Here is a 20,334-nt window from a genome sequence, read left to right as displayed (position 1 = left end):
AAACACAATGTCGTCGACGTGATGACAGCACGAGGGAGGTGCCCGTGGCCGCCGCCGACCAGCCGTCCACGACCAGTACGAACGACTACAGCCCGGCGTCGTTCCTCGCCGCCGCGGCGGCCCTGCACGCCATAGACGACGCCCTGCGCGACGCCCGGCGAGAGGCTCCGGACAGCCCCGACGCGCCCGGCCCCGGGCCGGAGCAGGCGCTGGCCTCCCTCATGCTGCTGCGGCAGGTGCGCGAGCAGCTCGCCGGATGGGAGACCGGCCTGATCGAAACCGCCCGCGACGCGGGAGCCAGCTGGGCCGACCTCGCCCACCCTCTCGGCGTCGCCAGCCGCCAGGCCGCCGAACGCCGCTACCTGCGCGGCCGCCCCGGGCCCGCCGGAACCACCGGCGAGCAGCGCGTCCAGGCCACCCGCGAACGCCGCGCCGCCGAACGCACCACCGCGAACTGGGCCCGCGAGAACGCAGCCGACCTGCGCCGCATCGCCGGCCAGATCACCGCCCTCACCGACCTGCCCGTCACGGCCCGCAACCCGCTCAGCCGGCTCCACGCGGCCCTCGCCCACGACGACCCCGCCGAGCTCATCGGCCCCCTCGGCGACACCCGCCCCCACCTGACCACCACCCACCCCGACCTCGCCGCACAACTCGACACCCTCACACCCCCCTGAACCCGCCCTCCCTTTTCAGCTGGGCTTCACCTCCACGGCATCCGGACGACGGCTTTCGTCCGGCCGGTGTTTCCCAGGGGCGCGGGGCCCGTTGGTAGCGTCGGCGTACCCCGTGCCGTCCGACCGAGAGAGACCTGATGCCCCCGACGATCCGCAGGGCCGTGATCCCCGCCGCCGGACTCGGCTCCCGTCTGCTGCCGCTGACGAAGGCCACGCCGAAGGAAATGCTCCCGGTCGGCGACAAACCGGTGATCGAGCACACCGTGCGGGAACTGGTGGACTCCGGCATCACCGACATCACCATCGTCGTCTCGGGCGGCAAGAGCCTGATCCAGGACCACTTCCGGCCCAACCCCGGGCTCGTGGAGCAGCTGCGCGCCGACGGGAAGACCGCCTACGCGGACGCCGTCGAGGAGGTCGCCGAGCTGGCCCGCCGCGGTCACATCACCTACCTCGACCAGCACGGCCCGTACGGCAACGGCACGCCCGTGCTGAACGCCGCCCGCTCCTTCGGCGACGAGCCCGTCCTGGTGCTCTGGCCGGACGACGTGTTCGTCGCCGACGTTCCCCGCTCCCAGCAGCTGATCCGCGCCTACGAGCAGACCGGCTGCCCGGTGCTGGCCCTGCTGCCGATGGACCCCGCCGACTCCCAGCGCTACGGCGTGCCCATCGTCAAGGAGGACCTCGGTGACGGCCAGCTGCGCATCACCGGCCTGGTCGAGAAGCCCGCGCCGGCCGACGCGCCGTCCCCGTACGCGGCCATCGGCGGTTATGTCATCACCCCCGGCATCGTCGACGAGCTGCGGGAGCAGACCCGCCGCTGGTACGAGCACCGGACCGGTGAGGTGTACCTGACCGACGCCATCAACGCCTACGCCGCCAGCCGGGCCGTGTACGGGCAGGTCATCCAGGGCCGCTGGTACGACACCGGCAACCCGGCCGACTACCTCGTCGCCCAGATGGCCTTCGCCCTCGCCCACCCCGAGTACGGGCCTGTCCTGCGCGGCCTCGTCCGCGGGCTCGACGAGGAGCTGGCGGACGCGCCGAATACGATATGATCGTCTCAGAGCCGGTCGCCGTACTTCCGGTGGCTGGTACTGCGTTGGTGGTCCAAGGAAAGACGCCCCGCTTCCTGTGGGGAGATGCAGGTGCAAGGCCTGCCCGGCGCTCCATCCGGTGCCCGTCCGCATCATGCGGACGGGCACCGTGCGTTATGCGCGTTGACGAGAACCGGACCGATCCCGCAACAGAGCGAGTCTGCGGCCGCGCGTTCATGCACTGCGCGGGCACCAGCAGTGCGCTGACTGACGAATGTCACCAGTCCGCCGGTCCCAGGGTGGCCACGCGCCGGCCAGGACAGGACGGCGACGCGCCACCGGGTCGAAGCCCGGTGAGGAGCGCGGGGCCGTATCGATGTGCGGCTACCGCCGCGTGGGCGTGACCAGCCACGACGGCGCCGCACCGGCCACGCACCGTACCTCCTGCGGCGCCTAACCCGCCTGCCCCATCCCCGCCGCGTTGGGCCAACTCTGCGCGTTCGGCCAGCCGGTCGCAGCCGCCGGAGACAACCCCGGCGCCTGGGCGGGGGCGGGGGCGGGGGCGGTAGCACCCCGCACCTGCGCGGCCGTAAGGCCACCCCGCGCCGGAACCCCGGGGGGAGTCGGCCCAGCCGCCGGAGGCATCTGCATGGGCATGGGCGCCGGCATCGGCGGCGCGGGCGGCGTCATCGGCGGCGGTGCCATGGGCGTCACCGGCGCCATCCCCATCGGCTGCTGCATCTGCATCCCGGCGGCCGCCGGCATCGGCATCCCGGCCGGCGGACCGGCGACGGGGAGCGGCATGCCGACGCCGGCGGCGGGAGCGGCGGCGAGACCCGGGACGGGCCCCGCGCCGACGGCCTGAGCGAGCTGCATGCCCGCCCCGTTGGTCTCGCTCACCAGCCGGTCCACCGCCGCCGTACCCGAGCTGTAGCTGGTCCCATTGCCCAGTTCGGGCACGGCGGCTCCCCTCCTGGACCCGTAGAGCACCTGCTCCATGGCGGACACCAGGCGACGCACGTCCACCTCGGGGCGTACCACGAGCCTCAGGAAGCGACTGGACGAACCGATCTTGTTGCCGCACTCGCGGACCAGGATGCGGTGCTCGCTGAGCATCCGGTCCCGGACCACCGTGCCCTCGGCACCGACGGGAAGCCGTACGAAGAGGAAGTTGCCCTGTGAGGGGTAGACGGTCAGACCGGGCAGGGTGGAGAGCTGGCTGGCCATCTCCAGGCGGTCCTTGCGGACCTGGTGCAGGCTCTGCGCGTACTCGGCGCCGTGCTCCTTCAGCGAGAACACCACGTACTCGGCGAACGCGTTGAGGTTCCACTTCGGCAGCATCGAGCGGACCTTGCCGGCCAGCGCGGGGTTGGCGACCATGTAGCCGAAGCGGATGCCGTGCAGACCGAAGTTCTTGCCGAGGCTGCGCAGCACGACGACGTTCGGCCGGAGCATCGCCTCCTGGACGACGCTGGGCTCGGCCTCTGCGTCGGCGAACTCCAGGAACGACTCGTCGATGACGATCAGGTCCAGGTCGGCCATGGCGTCCATGAACTGGACCAGCGCCTGCTTGTGGATGAAGCCGCCGTCGGGGTTGTTGGGATTGCAGATGACGGCGACCCTGGTGCCCCGCTTGCGGATGAACTCGGCGTACTGCGCGAGGTCCAGGGCGAAGCCGTTGGACTCCTGGAGCGGGAACATGTCGACGCGCTTGCCGGTCTCCATCGGCTGGTCGGTCCAGCGGCCGAAGGTGGGGACGGGGATGGCGAGGGACTCGCGGACCAGCAGGTGGTCGATCCAGGTGATCAGCTCGGTGGAGCCGTTGCCCATGGCCACGGCCTGCGGCGGGAGCTGGAGGAGCTGGCACAGCTCGGCGGTGATGGTGTCGGCGCTGCTTGGGTAGAACGTGATGATGTCCTTCAGCCGGGCCGCCATCGTTTCCATCATCGCCGGGGTGGGGAAGTACGGGTTGCAGGGAATACAGAAGTCAACGGGACCGGCCCCCTCGCCCCCCTCACGGGTCAGCGCCGCCATCGACGGGCTGTGCGCGCCGCTGCGGAACAACGAGGTGACGTTGCCGGCCATTTAACCTCCGTATGAGGCGGGCCCGGTGGGGACGACCGGGCCCGTCGTCTTGGGTGGCCCGCGCGGGGGAGCACGGGCCGCCCTTGAGTACGGAGTCTCACGTGGCGCTGTTCAACGGATGTGAAAGAAGCGTGAGCGTGGGCGCGACCAGCCCCTTACCGGTCGCGCCCACGCTGTCTCAGGCCCCGAAGCTGTGAATCGTCCGGGTCTTGTAGGTCTGCCCAGGACGCAGCACCGTCGACGGGAAGTCGGCGTGGTTCGGCGAGTCAGGGAAGTGCTGGGTCTCCAGGCACAGCGCGTCCCCCTGCCGGTAGGTGCGCCCACCCGTCCCCGTCAGCGTCCCGTCCAGGAAGTTCCCGGAGTAGAACTGCAGCCCCGGCTGATCGGTCGCGATCTTCAGGGTGCGCCCCGACCGAGGCTCCCGCAGCGTCGCGATGTGCTCCGGCTTCGCGGTGATCCCCTTGTCGAGGACCCAGTTGTGGTCGTACCCCTTGGCCTGCACCTGCTGCGCGTGCCCGGCCCGGATGTCCCGCCCGATCGTCTTCGTCTCGCGGAAGTCGAAGGGCGTGCCGTGGACGGTGGCCAGCTCACCGGTCGGGATCAGCCCCGAGTCGGTCGGCGTGTACCGGCCCGCGGCGATCGTCAGCTCGTGGTCCTCGATGGTGCCGCTGCCCTCGCCGGCCAGGTTCCAGTACACATGGCTGGTGAGGTTGACGACCGTGGCCTTGTCGGTGGTGGCCCGGTAGTCGATGATCCACTCGCCGTGCTTGGTGAGGGTGTACGTCACCGTCGCCTTGAGGGTGCCCGGGTAGCCCATCTCCCCGTCGACGCTGGTGTAGTGCAGGACGAGGCCGACGTCCGAGCCCCTGGTGAACGGCTCGACGTCCCAGACGTGCTTGTCGAAGCCCTGGGTGCCGCCGTGCAGGCTGTTCACACCGTCGTTGACGGAGAGCTGGTAGCTCTTGCCGTCCAGGGTGAACTGACCCTTGCCGATCCGGTTGCCGTAGCGGCCGATCAGCGCGCCGAAGTACGGCGAACTGGCAACGTAGTCGGCGATGTTGTCGAACCCGTTGACCACGTTGGCGTAGTGGCCGCGCCGGTCCGGGATCTCCAGGGTCTGGACGACACCGCCCCAGTTGAGGACCTTCAGCCGGGTGCCGCCGTTCTCCAGGGACCAGCGATAGATCCTGGTGCCGTCCGCGAGCTTCCCGAAGGACTCCTTCACCGGCTTCCTGCCTCCCGAACCGGTGGCGGCCTCGGCACTGCCCGTGCCGAGGGTGGTGGCGGCGAGCCCCGCGGCCGCCGCGCCGGCAATGACCGTACGTCTGTTCAGTTCCATATGCGGCTCCTGCATAAGGGAGGGGCCCCGCCTTCCGGCGGGGCCCTGGCTGACTTACGAACCGGACTTGCGCTTGTTCCACACATCGAAGCCGACCGCGGCCAGCAGGGCCAGGCCCTTGATGACCTGTTGCCAGTCGGTGCCGACGCTGAGGAGGTTCATGCCGTTGTTCAGCACGCCGAGGACGAGACCACCGATGATCGCGCCGAGGACGGTACCCACACCGCCGCTCATGGACGCGCCACCGATGAACGACGAGGCGATGGCCTCGAGTTCGAAGTTCAGGCCCGCCTTCGGAGACGCCGCGTTGAGCCGGGCCGCTACCACCAGACCGGCCAGGGCCGCGAGCACGCCCATGTTCAGGAAGACAAGGAAGGTGACCTTCTTGTCCTTGACGCCGGACAGCTTGGCCGCCGGCAGGTTGCCGCCGATCGCGTAGATGTGCCGGCCGAAGACCGCGTTGCGCATGACGTAGCCGTAGCCGACCACCAGCACACCGAGGACGATCAGGATGATCGGCGCGCCCTGGTAGCTGGCGAGCAGCATGGTGACCGCGAGGATCGCGACGGCGATGGCGACCAGCTTCAGCAGGAACGCGTTGCGCGGCAGTACCTCCAGCGAGAACTCCTGCTCGCGCTTGCGGTCCCGGATCTCCTGGTAGACCACGAAGGCCAGCAGCACGATGCCCAGCAGCAGGGTGAGGTTGTGGTAGTTGGTGTCCGGGCCGACCTCGGGCAGGAAGCCGTTGCCGAGCTTCTGCAGACCGTCGGGGAACGGGCCGAGGGTCTGGCCCTGAAGGAAGATCTCCGTCAGACCGCGGAAGAGCAGCATGCCCGCCAGGGTCACGATGAACGAGGGTATGCCCAGATACGCGATCAGGAAGCCTTGCAAGGCCCCGGCGACCGCGCCCACCAGCAGCGACAGTACGAGGGCGACCGGCCACGCCACACTGTGCTGCACCGTCAGCACGGCCGCGAACGCTCCCACGAACGCCGTCAACGAGCCGACCGACAGGTCGATATGGCCCGCGATGATCACCAGCATCATGCCGATCGCCAGGATCAGGATGTAGCTGTTCTGGAGCACCAGGTTGGAGACGTTGCGCGGCAGCAGCAGGTCGCCGCCGGTCCACACCTGGAAGAGGATCACGATCAGGCCGAGCGCGATCAGCATGCCGTACTGCCGCATGTTGCGGCGCAGCCCGCCCCACATCAGCTGCAGCAGGCCCTCGCCGGAGCCCGGGCCCCCGCTCTTGCCGGGCGGCGCCGCGGCCGGGACCTTGTCCGTCACATCGGTGCTCATCGCGTTACCTCTTTGTCCTTCGTCATCTGACGCATCAGCACTTCCTGCGTGGCCTCGGCCCGCGGGACCTCGCCCGTCAGCCGCCCGGCGGCCATGGTGTAGATGCGGTCGCACATACCGAGCAGCTCCGGCAGCTCGGAGGAGATGAAGACGACCGCCTTGCCCTGCGCGGCCAACTGGTCGATGACCGTGTAGATCTCGTACTTGGCGCCGACATCGATCCCGCGCGTCGGCTCGTCCAGGATCAGCACCTCGGGACCCGCGAAGATCCACTTGCTGAGGACGACCTTCTGCTGGTTGCCGCCGGACAGCTTGCCCACCGGCTCGAAGACGGTCGGCGCCTTGATGTTCATGGACTCGCGGAAGCCCTCGGCGACCTGCCGCTCCTCGTGCTCGTCGACGATCCCGCGCCTGGCCACCTTGTCCAGGGCCGTGAGCGAGATGTTCCGGTTGATGGTGTCGATGAGGTTGAGGCCGTAGTGCTTGCGGTCCTCGGTGACGTACGCGATGCCGTGCCCGACCGCCTCCGCGACGGTCTTCGTACGTATCTCCCTGCCGTCCTTGAAGACCGTGCCGCCCGCGTGCCGGCCGTAGCTGCGCCCGAAGACGCTCATCGCCATCTCGGTGCGCCCGGCGCCCATCAGGCCCGCGATGCCGACGATCTCCCCACGACGCACGTTGATCGACACATCGTCAACGACCTTGCGCTGCTGGTCGATCGGATGATGGACGGTCCAGTTGCGGATCTCCAGCGCGGGAGCCGCGTCCGCCTCACCCTCGTACGGAGTGCGCTCGGGGAAGCGGTGGTCCAGGTCGCGGCCGACCATGCCCGAGATGATCCGGTCCTCGGTGGTCCCGGGCGCCTTGACGTCGAGGGTCTCGATGGATTGGCCGTCGCGCAGGATGGTCACCGAGTCGGCGACCCGGCGGATCTCGTTCAGCTTGTGGGAGATGATGATCGAGGTGATGCCCTGGTTCTTCAACTCCAGGATCAGATCCAGGAGTTTGCCGCTGTCCTCGTCGTTCAGAGCCGCGGTCGGCTCGTCGAGGATCAGCAGCTTCACCTTCTTCGACAGCGCCTTGGCGATCTCCACCAGCTGCTGCTTGCCCACGCCGATGTCGGCGATCCGGGTCTCCGGGTGGTCGGTCAGACCCACCCGGCGCAGCAGCTCGGTGGCGTGCCGCAGGGTCTCCTTCCAGTTGATGAGCCCCCGCGAGGCGTGCTCGTTGCCGAGGAAGATGTTCTCCGCGATCGACAGGAACGGCACCAGCGCCAGTTCCTGATGGATGATCACGATGCCGTGCTGCTCGCTCGCCCGGATGTCCCGGAACGTACAGACCTCACCCTCGAAGAGGATGTCGCCCTCGTACGTGCCGTGCGGATGAACGCCGGAGAGCACCTTCATCAAGGTGGACTTTCCGGCGCCGTTCTCACCGCAGATGGCATGGACCTCGCCCTGACGGACGGTCAGCGTGACGTCCGACAGCGCCTTCACACCGGGAAAGGTCTTGACGATCGAGCGCATTTCCAGGACGGGTCCCGCCATGGTCGTGCCCTTCCAATCCGTAGGAATGGCCGTTCAGTCCGTTGGAATGACCGGCTTGTTCACCGGGTGGGACTACTTGAGCTCGCTGGCCTTGTAGTAGCCCGTGTCGACCAGTTCCTTGGTGTAGTTGGTCTTGTCCACGCTCACCGGCTGCAGCAGCATGGCCGGGACGACCTTGGTGCCGTTGTCGTACGTCTTGGTGTCGTTGGTCTGCGGTGTCTTGCCGTTGAGGACGTCGTCGATCATGGTCGAGGCGACGTCGGCGAGCTTGCGGGTGTCCTTGTAGACGGTCTGCGTCTGCTCACCGGCGATGATCGACTTCACCGAGGCCAACTCCGCGTCCTGACCGGTGATCACCGGCAGCGGCTTGCTGGAGGAGCCGTAGCCGTCCGACTTCAGCGCGGCGATGATGCCGATGGAGATGCCGTCGTACGGCGACAGGACGGCGTCGACCTTGGCGCTGGAGTACGTGGAGGTGAGGATGTCCTCCATGCGCTTCTGGGCGGTGGCGCCGTCCCAGCGCAGGGTGGTCACCTGGGTGAGGTTGGTCTGGCCGGACTTGACGACGAGCTTCTTGCTGTCGATGTACGGCTTCAGCACGCTCATCGCGCCGTTGAAGAAGTACTTGGTGTTGTTGTCGTCGTTCGATCCGGCGAACAGCTCGATGTTGAACGGGCCCTTGCCGTTCTTCAGCCCCAGCTTGTCGACGATGTAACTGGCCTGAAGCTCGCCGACCTTGGTGTTGTCGAAGGACGCGTAGTAGTCGACGTTCTTCGTGCCGAGGATCAGACGGTCGTAGGCGATCACCGGGATCTTGGCGTCGGCGGCCTGCTGCAGCACGTTGTTCAGCGACTTGTTGTCGATGGCCGCGATGATCAGGCCCTTGACGCCCTGCGTGATCAGGTTCTCGATCTGCGAGACCTGCTGGTCGGGGTTGTCCTCGCCGTAGACCAGCTTGGTCTTGTAGCCCTTCGCCTTCAGGTTCTTGACGACGTTGTTGCCGTCGGCGATCCAGCGCTCGGAGGACTTGGTGGGCATGGCGATACCGATGGTGCCGCCCTTGGCACTGCCCGTGTCCGCCTTGCTGCCACCCGTACCGCTCTGCCCGCAGGCGGACAGAGTGAGGGCGAGGGAGGCGGCTCCGGCTATGAGGGTGAGGGCGCTTCTACGAGTGCGCATGGTGATCAGTCCTTGTTCGTCTCGTCGTTGAGATGTTTGAGCGAGGTCGGTTGAAGCGCCCCGAAGGGGCGCGGGGAACTGCGCGACCAGCCACGGCGGATCTGCAGCCCCCATCGGTCATCCAGCGGCACCTTCGGTGGGGAACCGGTTCAAGGACCCCGGCAGCCGGGAGCCGAGCGGCGCCATGTCGCCGTCCGCGCCGTGCCGGGCGAGCAGGTCGAGGGCGAGCCGGCCGCGCCGCACCCGCTCCCGGGCGGTGTCCAGGGTCACGTCCCGCAGATGGGTGCCCCACGGGTAGATGCCGGGAGCCTTGGACAGACCGAACTTCAGGTAGATCGGTGCGCCGCGCCGGATCAGCTCGGCGACCTCGTACATCCGGATGTAGCCGCCGAGGTCGTCGGGGGCCTCGATGTACATGTCCATGGGAGCGCCGGACACCCGGCGGATCTCGGTGAGGTGATCGAGCGTCAGATCGCTCGGCACGTTGACGGAGTCGGCGCCGAGGTGCTCGAAGACGGAGTACGAGGCCGGGTTGACCGGCCCGACCAGCGCGGACACCTTCAGGGTGGTGTCGGCCGGGATGATGCCGGCCTGCCGGGCCCGGTGCAGTGTCCACAGCACGCCCTCGTCGGCGACGAGCAGGCACTTGACGCCCAGCTCCGTGGCCCGTACCGCGTCTTCGACACATCCGGCGACGGCGTCGTGGCCCCGCGCGCGCAGTCCGGCCCCCCGCGAGTCGGAGCGGACGGAGCCGCCGATGTCCCAGGTGCCACGCGGGCCGGTGAACAGGCAGAGTTCGATGTCACGTTCGCCGGTCGCCTCGACCATCTCGGTGATCTCGGCGTCGGTGAGCATCCACACACCGCTGCCCTGGCTGATCCGGTGGATCGGGACGTCCAGCCGCGAGGACTCCTTGAGCACGACGGCCAGCGCCTCGGGACCCTCGCAGGAGGGGATCTCGGTGCGCCACTTGCCGCCGCCCGGGAAGCTGTGGGCGGAGGCGTCGGCGGGGTCGAGGGCGGGCGCACCCATACCGAGGGCGGTGAGTGCCTGCTCACCGGGTCGGCGGGCCGCCGTAACGGAAGCGTCGGTCGTCACAAGCTGTCCTTTGTGTTCGATATATCGGACAAGGTTCGCGGCTCGGGGTACAGATCAGGCTTGGTGGTACGCCGGCCACGGCGAGGTCAGGTCACGCCGCGGCCGGCGTACGACTAGGGGCGGAGCAGCACCTTGCCCACCTTTGGATCACCGGCCCCCACCAGCTCGATGGCCTGCGGGAACTCGGTCAGCGGCAGCTCGTGCGTGACCAGCGGCAGCGGATCGAGGAGCCCCGCCCCGAAGACCCGCACCGTGTGCGCCCAGGCGTCCGGCGGCGCCCCGAAGACGGTGTGCACCTCCAGCTGCCGTACGACGAGATCGGTCGGGTCCAGACCCTCGGCACCGGCGGCCGGGATACCCGTCAGGACCAGCCGCCCGCCGCGGCGGAGCAGGGCGGCGGCGGTGCGTGCGGCGGACGCCGAGCCGGCGGTCTCGATGACCACGTCGAAGTCGTCGGGAAGAGCCTGGTCCTTGGTACGGAAGCCGGTCGCCCCGAACTGCCGGGACAGGGCCTCCCGGTCGTTCCGCGTCCCCACCACGAGCAGCTCGCTCGGCGAGATCGCCTTCAGGAACTGCACGGCGAACATCCCGAGCGTCCCGGTGCCGACCACCGCGACCCGCTCGCCCGGCTGCGCGTTGCCCTTCAGCGCGGCCGCCGCGATACAGGCGGCGGGTTCGAGGAGGGCGGCGGCGGTCAGATCCGCGTCGTCCGGCAGGGGGTGCAGCAGCCGGGCCGGCAGGGTGAGGGTGGCGGCCATGGCCCCCGGCTGGGTGAAGCCGGTCTCCTCGTAGCCGTCGGTGCACAGGGTGGTCTCGCCGGCGTGGCACCGGTCGCACACCTGGCAGTTCCGGAACCCCTCGCCGACGACCTTCCGGCCGACCAGACTCCCGGGGACTCCGGCGCCCACCGCACGGACCGTTCCCGACCACTCGTGGCCCGGAGTCAGCGGGTAACGGACGTACCCCTCCGGCCGGTTCCCCTGGTACACCTCGCGGTCGCTTCCGCAAATCCCGACCGCGTGCACGGCGACCAGCGCCTCGCTGGCACCGGGCTTGCGGGGCGTGTGCTCCTCGACCCGGTGGCTGCCCGGTGCCTCGACGACGACCTGGGAGCTCACTTGGTCCCCTTGGGCCTGCGCTGCTCCCAGCCGTCGGCCCAGAGGTCGAAGCGGGCCTGCTGCTGCGGGAACTCCGCGGCGGCGTCGGCGTCGAACTCGACCCCGAGACCGGGCGCGTCGGACAGCTCGAAGTACCCGTCGACGACCTCCGGCGCCCCCCTGACCACCTTCTTGATCTCGGCGTCGGCGAAGTCGTTGAAGTGCTCCAGGATCTTGAAGTTCGGGGAGGTGAACCCGACCTGGAGGGAGGCGGCGGTCAGCACGGACCCGCCGACGTTGTGCGGCGCGACCAGCACATAGTGCGTCTCGGCGGTGGCGGCCAGTTTCCGCGTCTCCCAGATGCCGCCGACATGGCCGACATCCGGCTGGATGATGTCCACGGCCTGGCTCTCGAAGAGCTCACGGAACTCGATGCGGTCGTGGATGCGCTCACCGGTGGCGACCGGGATGTCCACCTTGGCGGCGACCTTCTCCAGCGCCTTGAGGTTCTCCGGCGGGACGGGCTCCTCCAGCCAGGCCGGCTTGAAGGGCGCCAGTTCGCGCGCGAGCCGTACCGCCGTGGCGGGCGAGAACCGCCCGTGCATCTCCAGCATGAGCTCGGCGTCCGGGCCGATGGCGTCCCGGACGGCCTCGATCAGCGACACGGAGTACAGCGTCTGCTCGTGGTCGAGCTCGAAGTGCCCGGTGCCGAACGGGTCGATCTTCAGCGCCTTGTACCCGCGCTCGATCACCCCCTGGGCGGCCTTGTGGTACGCCTCCGGCGTTCGCTCGGTCGTGTACCAGCCGTTGGCGTACGCCTTGACCCTGTCGGTGACCTTCCCGCCGAGCAGCTGCCAGACGGGCACGCCCAGCGCCTTGCCCTTGATGTCCCAGCAGGCCATTTCCACGACGGCGATCCCCGACATCACGATCTCGCCGGCCCGGCCGTAGTCGCCGTACTTCATCCGGCGTACGAGGTCTTCCACTGCGAACGGGTCGGAACCGAGAATGTGGTTGGCCTCGGCCTCCCGCAGATAGCCGATCAGCGCGTCGGTGTGACCGAGCATCCGGGTCTCGCCGACTCCGGTGATCCCCTCGTCGGTGTGCACCTGGACGTACGTCAGGTTGCGCCACGGCGTCCCGACCACGTGCGTGCTGATTCCGGTGATGCGCACGGCAGTTGCCCCTCAGCTGTTCGAGATTTCGTCACACGTTCGAAATGCTGGCGTGACAGTAAGGATCGGGCGGTGTGGGTGTCAATGGGTCGAACAGGTAACGGTTTCGGCAAGGCTTTCGATAGCTCTTTCAGTCCCGCACAGAACCTTCACAGAGGCGCCTGGTAAGTGACCGGTGGGGAACTTAGTCTTCCCGCGTCATGGATTACTGCCACCCGTGCCGACGGCACCTCAATGGCGCCCTTGCCTGCCCGGGGTGCGGCGCTCAGGTCGAATCGCTACGCGCGTCCGCGCCGGAAGCGACCGCTCCCGACCTGGCCACGCACGGCGAAACGCCCTACATGGAGACGGAGTTCGCCGACGACGGGCACGGCGGCGCCGGTGACTACGACGGTGAGGGTGGCGACGGCTACGGCGACGAGGGCGACGAGCCCTTGGCGGGTGGCCGGGCGGAGCGGCGACGGGCGGCGCGCGGACATGGCGGCCGGAGCCGGGGACGAGCCGCCGAGAGCCTTTCCGAGGGCGTCGAGGAGCCTTCCGGGGCCGACGGGAGCCGTCGCGACCGCAAGGCCGCGGCCCATCGCCGGCGGCGCCGCAGAATCCTGCTCGTGAGCGCGGCGTGCGTCCTCGCGGCGGGCGGCCTGAGCCTCGCCGAACTCGGCACGGACGCCATACCGTTCACGAGCCCGGGCCCGGCCTCCGCGGGCGGCGACACCGCCGACGGCGGTACCTCGACGTCGTCCCCGGGTACGACGGCCCAGCCGCTGGACGACACGTCCGGCGCGACCGGCACGGCGAGCTCCGCCTCGGCCGACCCGTCCGCCTCCCCGTCCCCCTCCGCGTCGAAGGACAAGGCGTCCGGCTCCCCGTCCGCGTCCCCGAAGGACACCTCGGCCCAGCCGGCCACGACGGGCACGGGCACGTCGACGAACTCGCCGACGGCGGCACCGACGTCCACGGCGGCATCGCCGCCGACGGCCGATCCGACGACATCGGACCCCACCCCGAGCCCGTCGCAGAGCCACACGTGCACGAGGTTCCTGTGGTGGTGCTCGTAGGCGCGGCGCACTGCCAAAGCAAATCCAGCAAACGTGTCACATCCGCCGAACCCGTTCCGTCATAGGTGTGTAACCCGCTGAACCCCAACGGAGGCACACACCATGGAAGCCCGTCTGAACCTCTTCGCCAGCCCCACCGCCAACAAGCTGATCAAGCACTTCGCCGGCGCGGGCAAGGTCGCCCACGACACGTCGATCCCGGACTCCACCCTGGAGCTCGTGAAGATCCGCGCCAGCCAGATCAACGGCTGCGGTTTCTGCCTCGACATGCACACCAAGGACGCGGCCGCCGCGGGGGAGACCCAGCAGCGTCTCCACATGGTCGGTGCCTGGCGCGAGGCCACCGTCTTCACCGAGGCCGAGCGCGCGGCGCTGGAGCTGGCCGAGCAGGGCACCCGGATCGCCGACGCGGCGGGCGGGGTCCCCGACGAGGTGTGGGAGAACGCGGCCAAGCACTACACCGAAGAGGAACTCGTCGCGCTGGTGGCGACGATCGCCGCGATCAACGCCTTCAACCGGCTGAACGTCATCTTCCAGCAGCCGGCGGGCGACTACCGGCCCGGCCAGTTCGCGTAACGACCCGAGGGGGCCGGCCCGGCCGGGTGCCGGCCCCTCTACGCGTCCAGCATCCGCCGCAGCAGATCCCGCAGGGACAGCCGCTCCGCGTCCGACAGCCCCGCCAGCGGCTCGCGCGCGAAGCGCAACCCGTCGCGCAGGTCGCGGGCGACCCGGCGGCCCTCGTCCGTCGCCGCGGCCAGCTTCACCCGGCGGTCGGCCGGATCGGGCCGGCGCTCAACGAGCCCCCGCGCCTCCAGCCGGTCCACGATCCCCGTCACGTTCGACGGCTCGCACTTCAGCTTCTGTGCCAGCTTCCGCATCGGCAGGGGCTCCAGCGAGAGCAGGCTGAGCAGGCGCGCCTGCGCCCCGGTGAGTGTGTGTTCCCCCGCCGCCTCCTCGTAGTCCGCGTAGAAACGGGCCACGACGTCCCCGATCAGCTCGACGACCTCCAGGGTCAGGGCGTCGGGGCGCTGGGTCTTCGCTGGACTGGACTGTGAGGACGACATGCGCCCCAGAATACCCCCGTTACTTGACATCCTGAAATATTCAGCGGCATGGTTGTTTCAGGTACTGAAGTAGTTAGGAAAGGCGCATGTCATGATCAACCGCGAGTGGCACCTCGTCAGCCGTCCCGTCGGCTGGCCGAAGCCCGAGGACTTCGCCCTCGTCGAGGCGGAGGTTCCGACGCCGGGTGAGGGGCAGGTGCTGGTACGGAACGAGTACCTCTCCGTCGACCCGTACATGCGCGGCCGGATGAGTGCCGCCAAGTCGTACGCCGCCCCCTTCGAGCTGGGCAAGGTCATGCAGGGCGGCGCGGTCGGCGAGGTCGTCGAGTCCAATGCCGAGGGCATCGCGGTCGGCGACCACGTCCTGCACTTCTTCGGCTGGCGCGAGTACGCGGTCATGGACGCGAAGAACGCCGTCAAGGTCGACGCGGAGGCGGCGCCCCTGTCGACGTACCTCGGCGTCCTCGGCATGACCGGTCTCACCGCCTACGCGGGCCTGCTGCGCACCGCCTCCTTCAAGGAGGGCGACTCGGTCTTCGTGTCCGGCGCGGCCGGCGCGGTCGGCAGCCAGGTCGGCCAGATCGCCAGGCTCAAGGGCGCCTCGCGGGTGATCGGCTCGGCCGGCTCCGACGAGAAGGTCAAGCTGCTGGTCGAGGAGTACGGCTTCGACGCGGCCTTCAACTACAAGAACGGCCCGGTCGGCGAGCAGCTGCGGGCGGCCGCGCCCGACGGTGTCGACGTCTACTTCGACAATGTCGGCGGCGACCACCTGGAGGCGGCCATCGGCCGGCTGAACCGGGACGGCCGCATCGCCGTCTGCGGCATGATCTCCGTCTACAACAGCACCGAGCCCGTCCCCGGCCCGAAGAACCTCTCCCGCCTCATCCAGACCCGCGGCCGGATCGAGGGCTTCCTGGTCGGCGACCACTACGACCTGCAGCCGCAGTTCGTCACCGAGGTCGGCCCGTGGGTCGCCTCCGGGCAGCTGAAGTACCGCGAGACCGTGGTCGAGGGCATCGAGAACAACCTGGAGGCGTTCCTCGGGGTGCTGCGGGGCGACAACACCGGGAAGATGATCGTCAAGCTGTAAGGCGGTCGACCGGGAGACTGTTTACGTTTTCCGGTATGCGGTAACTTCTTTCCGAAACCGCCGTCGATCGTGGGCGCGAATCGCGGCGGACCGAGGAGGAAGAAACCGCATGCCGATACAGCAGTCCGACGTCCTCTACACCGCCGTCGCCACGGCCGAGAACGGCCGCGACGGCCGGGTCGCCACGGACGACGGCCGGCTCGACGTCGTCGTGAACCCGCCGAAGGAGATGGGCGGCAGCGGCGCCGGGACCAACCCGGAGCAACTGTTTGCCGCCGGGTACAGCGCGTGCTTCCAGGGGGCCCTGGGGGTCGTCGCCCGGCAGGCCGGGGTCGATGTCTCCGGGTCCAGGGTCACCGCCAGGGTGGGGCTCGGGAAGAACGCGGACGGGTTCGGTCTCGTCGTGGAGATCTCCGCGGAGATTCCGGGCGTCGAGGCGGGCGTTGCCCGTGACCTTGTCGAGCAGGCGCACGGGGTCTGCCCGTACTCGAAGGCGACTCGCGGGAACATCAGCGTGACGCTGGTCTGACGGCTCTCGTTGCGCTGTCGGGAGGCCGCACCCTTGGACGTGGGGTGCGGTCTCCCGTCCTGGGCGGGCTGCGTTCAGCGCGTCCGAGCCGCTGCCCTGTGCACGGCCAGCGCCAACCGGTCGTTCTCCGGTGCCGCCCCGCCCGGGAACGCGAACCGTCGCCTCGTATAGCCGTAGGCGACCCCGCTCCGCGGGTCCGTGAACGCCTGGGAGCCCGCCGCGCCGCTGTGGCCGATCGCGCCCGCGCCCAGGAACGGGTACCAGGTGTCCGCCGTCGCCTGGAAGCCCAGGCCGTACGACTTGTGGGTGCGCGCCACCAGGTCGTAGCCCACCGAGTGGAACTGGCCGAACTCCGCCACCGTGTCCTCCTTCAGCAGTGGGGCCTTGCCGCCGACCTCGCTGAGCAGCACCGCGTACATCCCGGCCAGGCCGCGCGCCGACGCCACCCCGCCGAACGACGCCGGGCCCTTGGCGCGGACCAGCGGGTCGTTCGGCAGGGCCGCCAGGTCCACGGGCACGGCCGCGTGCTCGTTGAAGGCGATCCCGGCGAGCGTCCGCGGACCGGACGGGGCCGAGTCGAGCAGCGCCTGCTGCCGGGGGGTGGGGAGCATGGGCCGGGTGGTGCGGAAGCGGGGCTCGTGCGCGGCCGGCAGGCCCAGGAAGAAGTCCAGGCCGTACGGCGCCCTGACCCGTTCCTCGTACACGTCCTGGAGGGTACGGCCCGTCGCCCGCCGTACGACTTCGCCGGTGAGCGCGCCGATGACGAGCGCGTGGTAGCCGAAGGCCGTGCCCGGGCGCCAGAACGGCCGCTGGTCGGCGAGGCGTTCGGCCATCGCCCGGTCGTCCGTCAGCTCCTGTGGGCTGAACCCGGTGTCGGTGCCGATCAGACCCGCCCGGTGCGCGACCAGGTCCCGCAGGGTCAGCGTGCCCTTGCCCTCCGCGGCGAACTCCGGCCAGTAGTAGGTGACCTTACGGTCCAGCTCCAGCGTGCCGTCCTGCACCAGCGTCGCCACGACCAGGTGCGCGGCGCCCTTGGTGGACGAGAACACGCCGTAGAGGCAGTCCCCGTCGGCCACCTCGCCCGCCCACAGGTCGACGACCCGCCGACCGTGCACATACGCACACAACTGTCCCTCGTAATCGGCCGGTTCGCCGGCGACGAAGGCGGCGAACTCCTCGCGCACCGCCTCGAAGCCCTCCGCGACCGTGCCCCGGACGGTGATCTCCTGCGTCATCCGCTCTCCTCAGCCGAGCCGCCGCGGGCAGCTCCCATTGTGAACAACGCCCTACGCGGCGCGGGTACCTCCGCTGCCCGTTCCTGAGATCGGTACGGCGAGATGTAGCCATTCGACTCAACAGCGACCAGAAGGTCTTGCTCAGATCTGCGTGAAGGTGCTGGGGGAGGCGCCCGTCGACCGGAACACGGCGAAGTCGGTGCCGCCGCACCGGTACAGCAGCCCGCCGGGCCGTTCGTCGACGGCTTCGAGTCCGAGCACCTCGGCGTAGAACCGCCGGGCCCGCTCCAGGTCCCTGGCCGGCAGCCGGGTGGCCACCCGCCCCCGCCCGAGGACGTTCTCACCGCTGTTCTCGCCTGTTCTGGCTGCGTTCATGCCCCCCACTGTGCCCCCGGGCCACCCCGGTAGGGTCTTCGCCATGCGTGATCTCGGGGTGGGTTTCGGATATCTCCTCAAGGGCCAGCGGTGGGTCGGCCGGCACGGCAAGCAGCACGGCTTCGGTCTGCTGCCCGCCCTGATCACCCTCGTCCTCTACGCGGCGGCGCTGGTCGCCCTCGCGATATGGGGAGAGGACTTCGTCGCCTGGGCCACCCCGTTCGCCGACGACTGGTCCAGCCCATGGCTCGGCCTCTTCCGCGGCTTCCTCACCGCCGTGCTGTTCGCCCTCGGCCTTCTCCTCGCCGTCCTCACCTTCACCGCCGTCACCCTGCTGATCGGCCAGCCCTTCTACGAGAACCTCTCCGAGAAGGTCGACGAGGACGTCTCGCCCGACGGGACCGCTCCCGAGTCCGGGCTGCCGTTCTGGCGCGAGCTGTGGATCTCGGCCCGCGACAGCCTGCGCGTCCTGGCCCGGGCCGGTCTCTGGGGCCTGCTGCTCTTCGCCCTCGGCTTTCTCCCCTTCGTCGGGCAGACCGTCGTACCGGTCCTCGGCTTCTTCGTGACCGGCTTCTTCCTCACCGAGGAACTCGCCGCCGTCGCCCTCCAGCGCCGGGGCGTCGACCTGCGCGCCCGGCTCGCCCTGCTGCGCTCCCGCAAGACCCTGGTGTGGGGCTTCGGCACCCCGCTCGGCCTCGCCTTCCTGGTCCCGTTCGTCGCGGTGTTCCTGATGCCGGGCGCGGTCGCGGGCGCCACGCTCCTCGCCCGCGACCTGCTGGGCGAGGAGACGGCACAGAAGGACCCCGACCCGGATCAGGACCGGCGGGTCACTTCCTGAAACCCGCGTCCGCCGCCACGCTCACGATCGCCCGGACCTGGTCGATGATGTCGACCCGGTTCCGCACGAACTCAGGGTCGGTCACCTCGGTGGTGTTCCCGGCCCCGAACTCCAGCACCGGCGTGTGCACATGCCCGCCGGGCAGGGTGTCGTGCAGCCCGAGCCGGTCGCGCAGCAGGGTGGCGCGGTAGGCGATCTCGTTGGACAGATAGTCACCGCCGCCCCCGGCCCGGGCCGTCGACCCGGGAGTCGGGCCGTCCGCCCGTACGACGGGATCGCCGCCCCCCGCCGGAATCTCGGTGACCTCGGTGTGGTCGTACACCGGGAAACGCCCCGTGCGCGCCGCCACGATCGCGGTGTACGGCAGGGTCGTGGTCGTCCACTGCGGCTGTGAGGCCTGGTCGGTGACCGGGACGGTCTCCGTCCGGCTGACGTTGTCGTTGTCGGGGAACCCGCCCCGCCAGGCCCCGTTGGTCCGCTCCACGTCGAACCGTCCGACCCGCCCCTGGCTCACGGTCGTGAACAGGTCCACCTTCGGCAGATACGGCCGCAGCGCCCGCTCCACGGTGCCCTGCGCGAAGTCGTCCCAGCGCACCGGGAAGACGGCCGTCTCGACCCGCGCGGGCCCCTCCTCGGTCTGTACGACCGTGCCGTCGAGGGCCAGCGCACTCGCCCCGGACGGATTGGAGATCCGGATGTCCCGGTCGAGCGTGAACGGGTCGAACCCGGTGACGAGGATCCGCCGAACGCCCTTGCCGGGATACCGGATGTCGGTCTGCCCCCGCGAGGTCCGCTCCAGCGCGTCCAGCAGGGAAGCCCGTTGCCGCTCGTTCAGCCCGAACCCCGGCTCCCAGGTGCGCACTTCCCGGGTCATCCCGAGGCGCGCCCAGTACAACGGCCGGTCGTCGTCCCGGCTGAGATCACCGGAGACCGGCCCCCGCCCCTGCGCCCGGTCCACGGCCCGCCGCCACAGCGCGGACCCGTCCCGTACGACGATCCGCCGGGCCTGCGCATACGACCGCGCGCCGCCGAGTGCCCGCGCGAACTCCGGTGCCACGGCGTCGAATCCTGACCGCCGGAGTATCTCCTGCGGCACGGCCCGGTCGAGCCGTTGCTCCTCGACGGTGGGGGAGGGGACGGTCGCCGCATGCGCGGCGGTGGGGACAAGTGCCCCGGCGATCAGGGCGATTCCAAGAACACCGATCCGAACGCGCAGCGAATTCAAGAGAGTTGGCCTTCCGTCGCAGTGGGGTGCGTGGTGCCGTTCGGGCCGCAGTATCGCGCGTGGGGCGCGGTGTGGTCCACGCCAGGGGGAGCGACCGCGCCACCTCCCGCAGCACGGCCACGAACGTCGCCCGCGCCGGGGCGCCCTCGTCGCGCACCGGCCACAGCACGATGTCCGGGCGGACGGCGGCCGCGGCCAGTGCCGGGACCAGGGCCACCCCGAGCCCGGCGGCGACGTACCCCTGCTTGGCCGTCCACTCGGCGACGACATGGGCCACCCGAGGCCGGAAACCCTGGCGCAGGGACGGCCACGTACAGCGACTGGCCGAGTACGGCACCGTACGCCGGGAGTTCCTCACCGGTACCCCGCCGACGAGCATGACCT

The 20,334-nt window shown here is 69.8% G+C and carries 18 protein-coding genes and 2 pseudogenes; 7 read left to right on the top strand and 13 right to left on the bottom strand.

All coding sequences use genetic code 11. The features are described 5' to 3' along the window. Nucleotides 1-44: 44 nt before the first annotated feature. Together ACZ7OO_RS09775 and ACZ7OO_RS09770 are read left to right on the top strand one after the other, a co-directional pair. Nucleotides 45-677: a type III effector protein gene (locus ACZ7OO_RS09775; RefSeq protein WP_471503239.1), complete on the top strand. Its 633-nt coding sequence runs from the start codon at nucleotides 45-47 to the stop codon at nucleotides 675-677. A gap of 137 nt (nucleotides 678-814) precedes the next feature. Then, nucleotides 815-1,735, top strand: a complete 921-nt coding sequence (locus ACZ7OO_RS09770; protein ID WP_471503237.1) for a UTP--glucose-1-phosphate uridylyltransferase — start codon at nucleotides 815-817, stop codon at nucleotides 1,733-1,735. Between the two features lie 432 nt (nucleotides 1,736-2,167). Here the strand turns inward: ACZ7OO_RS09770 and ACZ7OO_RS09765 are convergent, their stop codons facing one another. From ACZ7OO_RS09765 to ACZ7OO_RS09730, 8 genes are all read right to left on the bottom strand, one after another. Next, complete coding sequence (locus ACZ7OO_RS09765) at nucleotides 2,168-3,799, bottom strand: pyridoxal phosphate-dependent aminotransferase (protein WP_471503235.1); 1,632 nt, start codon at nucleotides 3,797-3,799, stop codon at nucleotides 2,168-2,170. Nucleotides 3,800-3,977: 178 nt separating this feature from the next. Next, complete coding sequence (locus ACZ7OO_RS09760) at nucleotides 3,978-5,138, bottom strand: aldose epimerase family protein (RefSeq protein ID WP_471503233.1); 1,161 nt, start codon at nucleotides 5,136-5,138, stop codon at nucleotides 3,978-3,980. 54 nt (nucleotides 5,139-5,192) lie between these two features. Further along, nucleotides 5,193-6,440: a multiple monosaccharide ABC transporter permease gene (mmsB, locus tag ACZ7OO_RS09755; protein ID WP_471503231.1), complete on the bottom strand. Its 1,248-nt coding sequence runs from the start codon at nucleotides 6,438-6,440 to the stop codon at nucleotides 5,193-5,195. Next, nucleotides 6,437-7,987 (bottom strand): multiple monosaccharide ABC transporter ATP-binding protein, encoded by a 1,551-nt coding sequence (gene mmsA, locus ACZ7OO_RS09750; RefSeq protein ID WP_471503229.1) that lies wholly within the window; start codon nucleotides 7,985-7,987, stop codon nucleotides 6,437-6,439. Before mmsA ends, mmsB begins: the two co-directional genes overlap by 4 nt. 72 nt (nucleotides 7,988-8,059) lie before the next feature. Then, nucleotides 8,060-9,166 carry a multiple monosaccharide ABC transporter substrate-binding protein gene (gene chvE / locus ACZ7OO_RS09745; RefSeq protein WP_471503227.1) on the bottom strand — a complete coding sequence of 369 codons (1,107 nt, stop codon included), beginning with the start codon at nucleotides 9,164-9,166 and terminating at the stop codon, nucleotides 8,060-8,062. Nucleotides 9,167-9,283: 117 nt separating this feature from the next. Beyond that, complete coding sequence (locus ACZ7OO_RS09740) at nucleotides 9,284-10,198, bottom strand: hypothetical protein (RefSeq protein WP_471503424.1); 915 nt, start codon at nucleotides 10,196-10,198, stop codon at nucleotides 9,284-9,286. A 179-nt stretch (nucleotides 10,199-10,377) separates the two neighbouring features. Then, the gene (locus ACZ7OO_RS09735) at nucleotides 10,378-11,382 is read right to left on the bottom strand and encodes a zinc-dependent alcohol dehydrogenase (RefSeq protein WP_471503225.1); all 1,005 of its coding nucleotides are present in this window, start codon (nucleotides 11,380-11,382) and stop codon (nucleotides 10,378-10,380) included. Continuing rightward, complete coding sequence (locus ACZ7OO_RS09730) at nucleotides 11,379-12,536, bottom strand: mandelate racemase/muconate lactonizing enzyme family protein (RefSeq protein ID WP_352218680.1); 1,158 nt, start codon at nucleotides 12,534-12,536, stop codon at nucleotides 11,379-11,381. Before ACZ7OO_RS09730 ends, ACZ7OO_RS09735 begins: the two co-directional genes overlap by 4 nt. A gap of 200 nt (nucleotides 12,537-12,736) precedes the next feature. On the opposite strand from ACZ7OO_RS09730, the gene ACZ7OO_RS09725 reads away from it, so the two are divergent. Next, nucleotides 12,737-13,594, top strand: coding sequence for an SCO2400 family protein (locus ACZ7OO_RS09725; RefSeq protein WP_471503223.1), 858 nt, complete (start codon nucleotides 12,737-12,739; stop codon nucleotides 13,592-13,594). 102 nt (nucleotides 13,595-13,696) lie between these two features. Continuing rightward, complete coding sequence (locus ACZ7OO_RS09720) at nucleotides 13,697-14,170, top strand: carboxymuconolactone decarboxylase family protein (RefSeq protein WP_471503221.1); 474 nt, start codon at nucleotides 13,697-13,699, stop codon at nucleotides 14,168-14,170. 38 nt (nucleotides 14,171-14,208) lie between these two features. Here ACZ7OO_RS09720 and ACZ7OO_RS09715 read toward each other — a convergent pair whose 3' ends face one another. Further along, nucleotides 14,209-14,658, bottom strand: a complete 450-nt coding sequence (locus ACZ7OO_RS09715) for a MarR family winged helix-turn-helix transcriptional regulator (protein ID WP_471503219.1) — start codon at nucleotides 14,656-14,658, stop codon at nucleotides 14,209-14,211. A 91-nt stretch (nucleotides 14,659-14,749) separates the two neighbouring features. Between ACZ7OO_RS09715 and ACZ7OO_RS09710 the strand changes: the two genes are divergently transcribed. Beyond that, nucleotides 14,750-15,748 (top strand): NADP-dependent oxidoreductase, encoded by a 999-nt coding sequence (locus ACZ7OO_RS09710; protein WP_471503217.1) that lies wholly within the window; start codon nucleotides 14,750-14,752, stop codon nucleotides 15,746-15,748. A gap of 109 nt (nucleotides 15,749-15,857) precedes the next feature. Then, nucleotides 15,858-16,277, top strand: a complete 420-nt coding sequence (locus ACZ7OO_RS09705; RefSeq protein ID WP_471503215.1) for an organic hydroperoxide resistance protein — start codon at nucleotides 15,858-15,860, stop codon at nucleotides 16,275-16,277. Between the two features lie 74 nt (nucleotides 16,278-16,351). Here the strand turns inward: ACZ7OO_RS09705 and ACZ7OO_RS09700 are convergent, their stop codons facing one another. Together ACZ7OO_RS09700 and ACZ7OO_RS09695 are read right to left on the bottom strand one after the other, a co-directional pair. Beyond that, entirely contained in the window at nucleotides 16,352-17,512 is a 1,161-nt protein-coding gene (locus ACZ7OO_RS09700) for a serine hydrolase domain-containing protein (protein WP_471503213.1), read from the bottom strand. A gap of 144 nt (nucleotides 17,513-17,656) precedes the next feature. Beyond that, a pseudogene (locus ACZ7OO_RS09695) lies at nucleotides 17,657-17,887 on the bottom strand (VOC family protein); the annotation flags it as partial. A 43-nt stretch (nucleotides 17,888-17,930) separates the two neighbouring features. Here ACZ7OO_RS09695 and ACZ7OO_RS09690 point away from each other — a divergent pair. Further along, nucleotides 17,931-18,725 carry an EI24 domain-containing protein gene (locus tag ACZ7OO_RS09690; RefSeq protein ID WP_471503211.1) on the top strand — a complete coding sequence of 265 codons (795 nt, stop codon included), beginning with the start codon at nucleotides 17,931-17,933 and terminating at the stop codon, nucleotides 18,723-18,725. Here ACZ7OO_RS09690 and ACZ7OO_RS09685 read toward each other — a convergent pair. Both ACZ7OO_RS09685 and ACZ7OO_RS09680 read right to left on the bottom strand, forming a co-directional pair. Then, the gene (locus tag ACZ7OO_RS09685) at nucleotides 18,715-19,950 is read right to left on the bottom strand and encodes a pyroglutamyl-peptidase I (RefSeq protein WP_471503209.1); all 1,236 of its coding nucleotides are present in this window, start codon (nucleotides 19,948-19,950) and stop codon (nucleotides 18,715-18,717) included. The two genes, ACZ7OO_RS09690 and ACZ7OO_RS09685, sit on opposite strands and share 11 nt — an antisense overlap. Nucleotides 19,951-20,095: 145 nt before the next feature. Continuing rightward, nucleotides 20,096-20,329 (bottom strand): annotated as a pseudogene (locus ACZ7OO_RS09680) (LysR substrate-binding domain-containing protein); the annotation flags it as partial. Nucleotides 20,330-20,334: the final 5 nt, after the last annotated feature.

Source organism: Streptomyces sp. NPDC111744, from assembly GCF_055634995.1.
The sequence above is the reverse complement of the archived record's forward strand: the minus strand, read 5'-3'. Positions and strand labels throughout refer to the sequence as shown.

Excerpts from the sequence above, each read along its gene's own strand:
- ACZ7OO_RS09770 (WP_471503237.1), top strand. The coding sequence starts at position 815 with ATGCCCCCGACGATCCGCAGGGCCGTGATCCCCGCCGCCGGACTCGGC.
- ACZ7OO_RS09765 (WP_471503235.1), bottom strand. The coding sequence starts at position 3,799 with ATGGCCGGCAACGTCACCTCGTTGTTCCGCAGCGGCGCGCACAGCCCG.
- ACZ7OO_RS09760 (WP_471503233.1), bottom strand. The coding sequence starts at position 5,138 with ATGGAACTGAACAGACGTACGGTCATTGCCGGCGCGGCGGCCGCGGGG.
- mmsB (WP_471503231.1), bottom strand. The coding sequence starts at position 6,440 with ATGAGCACCGATGTGACGGACAAGGTCCCGGCCGCGGCGCCGCCCGGC.
- mmsA (WP_471503229.1), bottom strand. The coding sequence starts at position 7,987 with ATGGCGGGACCCGTCCTGGAAATGCGCTCGATCGTCAAGACCTTTCCC.
- chvE (WP_471503227.1), bottom strand. The coding sequence starts at position 9,166 with ATGCGCACTCGTAGAAGCGCCCTCACCCTCATAGCCGGAGCCGCCTCC.
- ACZ7OO_RS09740 (WP_471503424.1), bottom strand. The coding sequence starts at position 10,198 with ATGGGTGCGCCCGCCCTCGACCCCGCCGACGCCTCCGCCCACAGCTTC.
- ACZ7OO_RS09725 (WP_471503223.1), top strand. The coding sequence starts at position 12,737 with ATGGATTACTGCCACCCGTGCCGACGGCACCTCAATGGCGCCCTTGCC.
- ACZ7OO_RS09720 (WP_471503221.1), top strand. The coding sequence starts at position 13,697 with ATGGAAGCCCGTCTGAACCTCTTCGCCAGCCCCACCGCCAACAAGCTG.
- ACZ7OO_RS09715 (WP_471503219.1), bottom strand. The coding sequence starts at position 14,658 with ATGTCGTCCTCACAGTCCAGTCCAGCGAAGACCCAGCGCCCCGACGCC.
- ACZ7OO_RS09710 (WP_471503217.1), top strand. The coding sequence starts at position 14,750 with ATGATCAACCGCGAGTGGCACCTCGTCAGCCGTCCCGTCGGCTGGCCG.
- ACZ7OO_RS09705 (WP_471503215.1), top strand. The coding sequence starts at position 15,858 with ATGCCGATACAGCAGTCCGACGTCCTCTACACCGCCGTCGCCACGGCC.
- ACZ7OO_RS09700 (WP_471503213.1), bottom strand. The coding sequence starts at position 17,512 with ATGACGCAGGAGATCACCGTCCGGGGCACGGTCGCGGAGGGCTTCGAG.
- ACZ7OO_RS09690 (WP_471503211.1), top strand. The coding sequence starts at position 17,931 with ATGCGTGATCTCGGGGTGGGTTTCGGATATCTCCTCAAGGGCCAGCGG.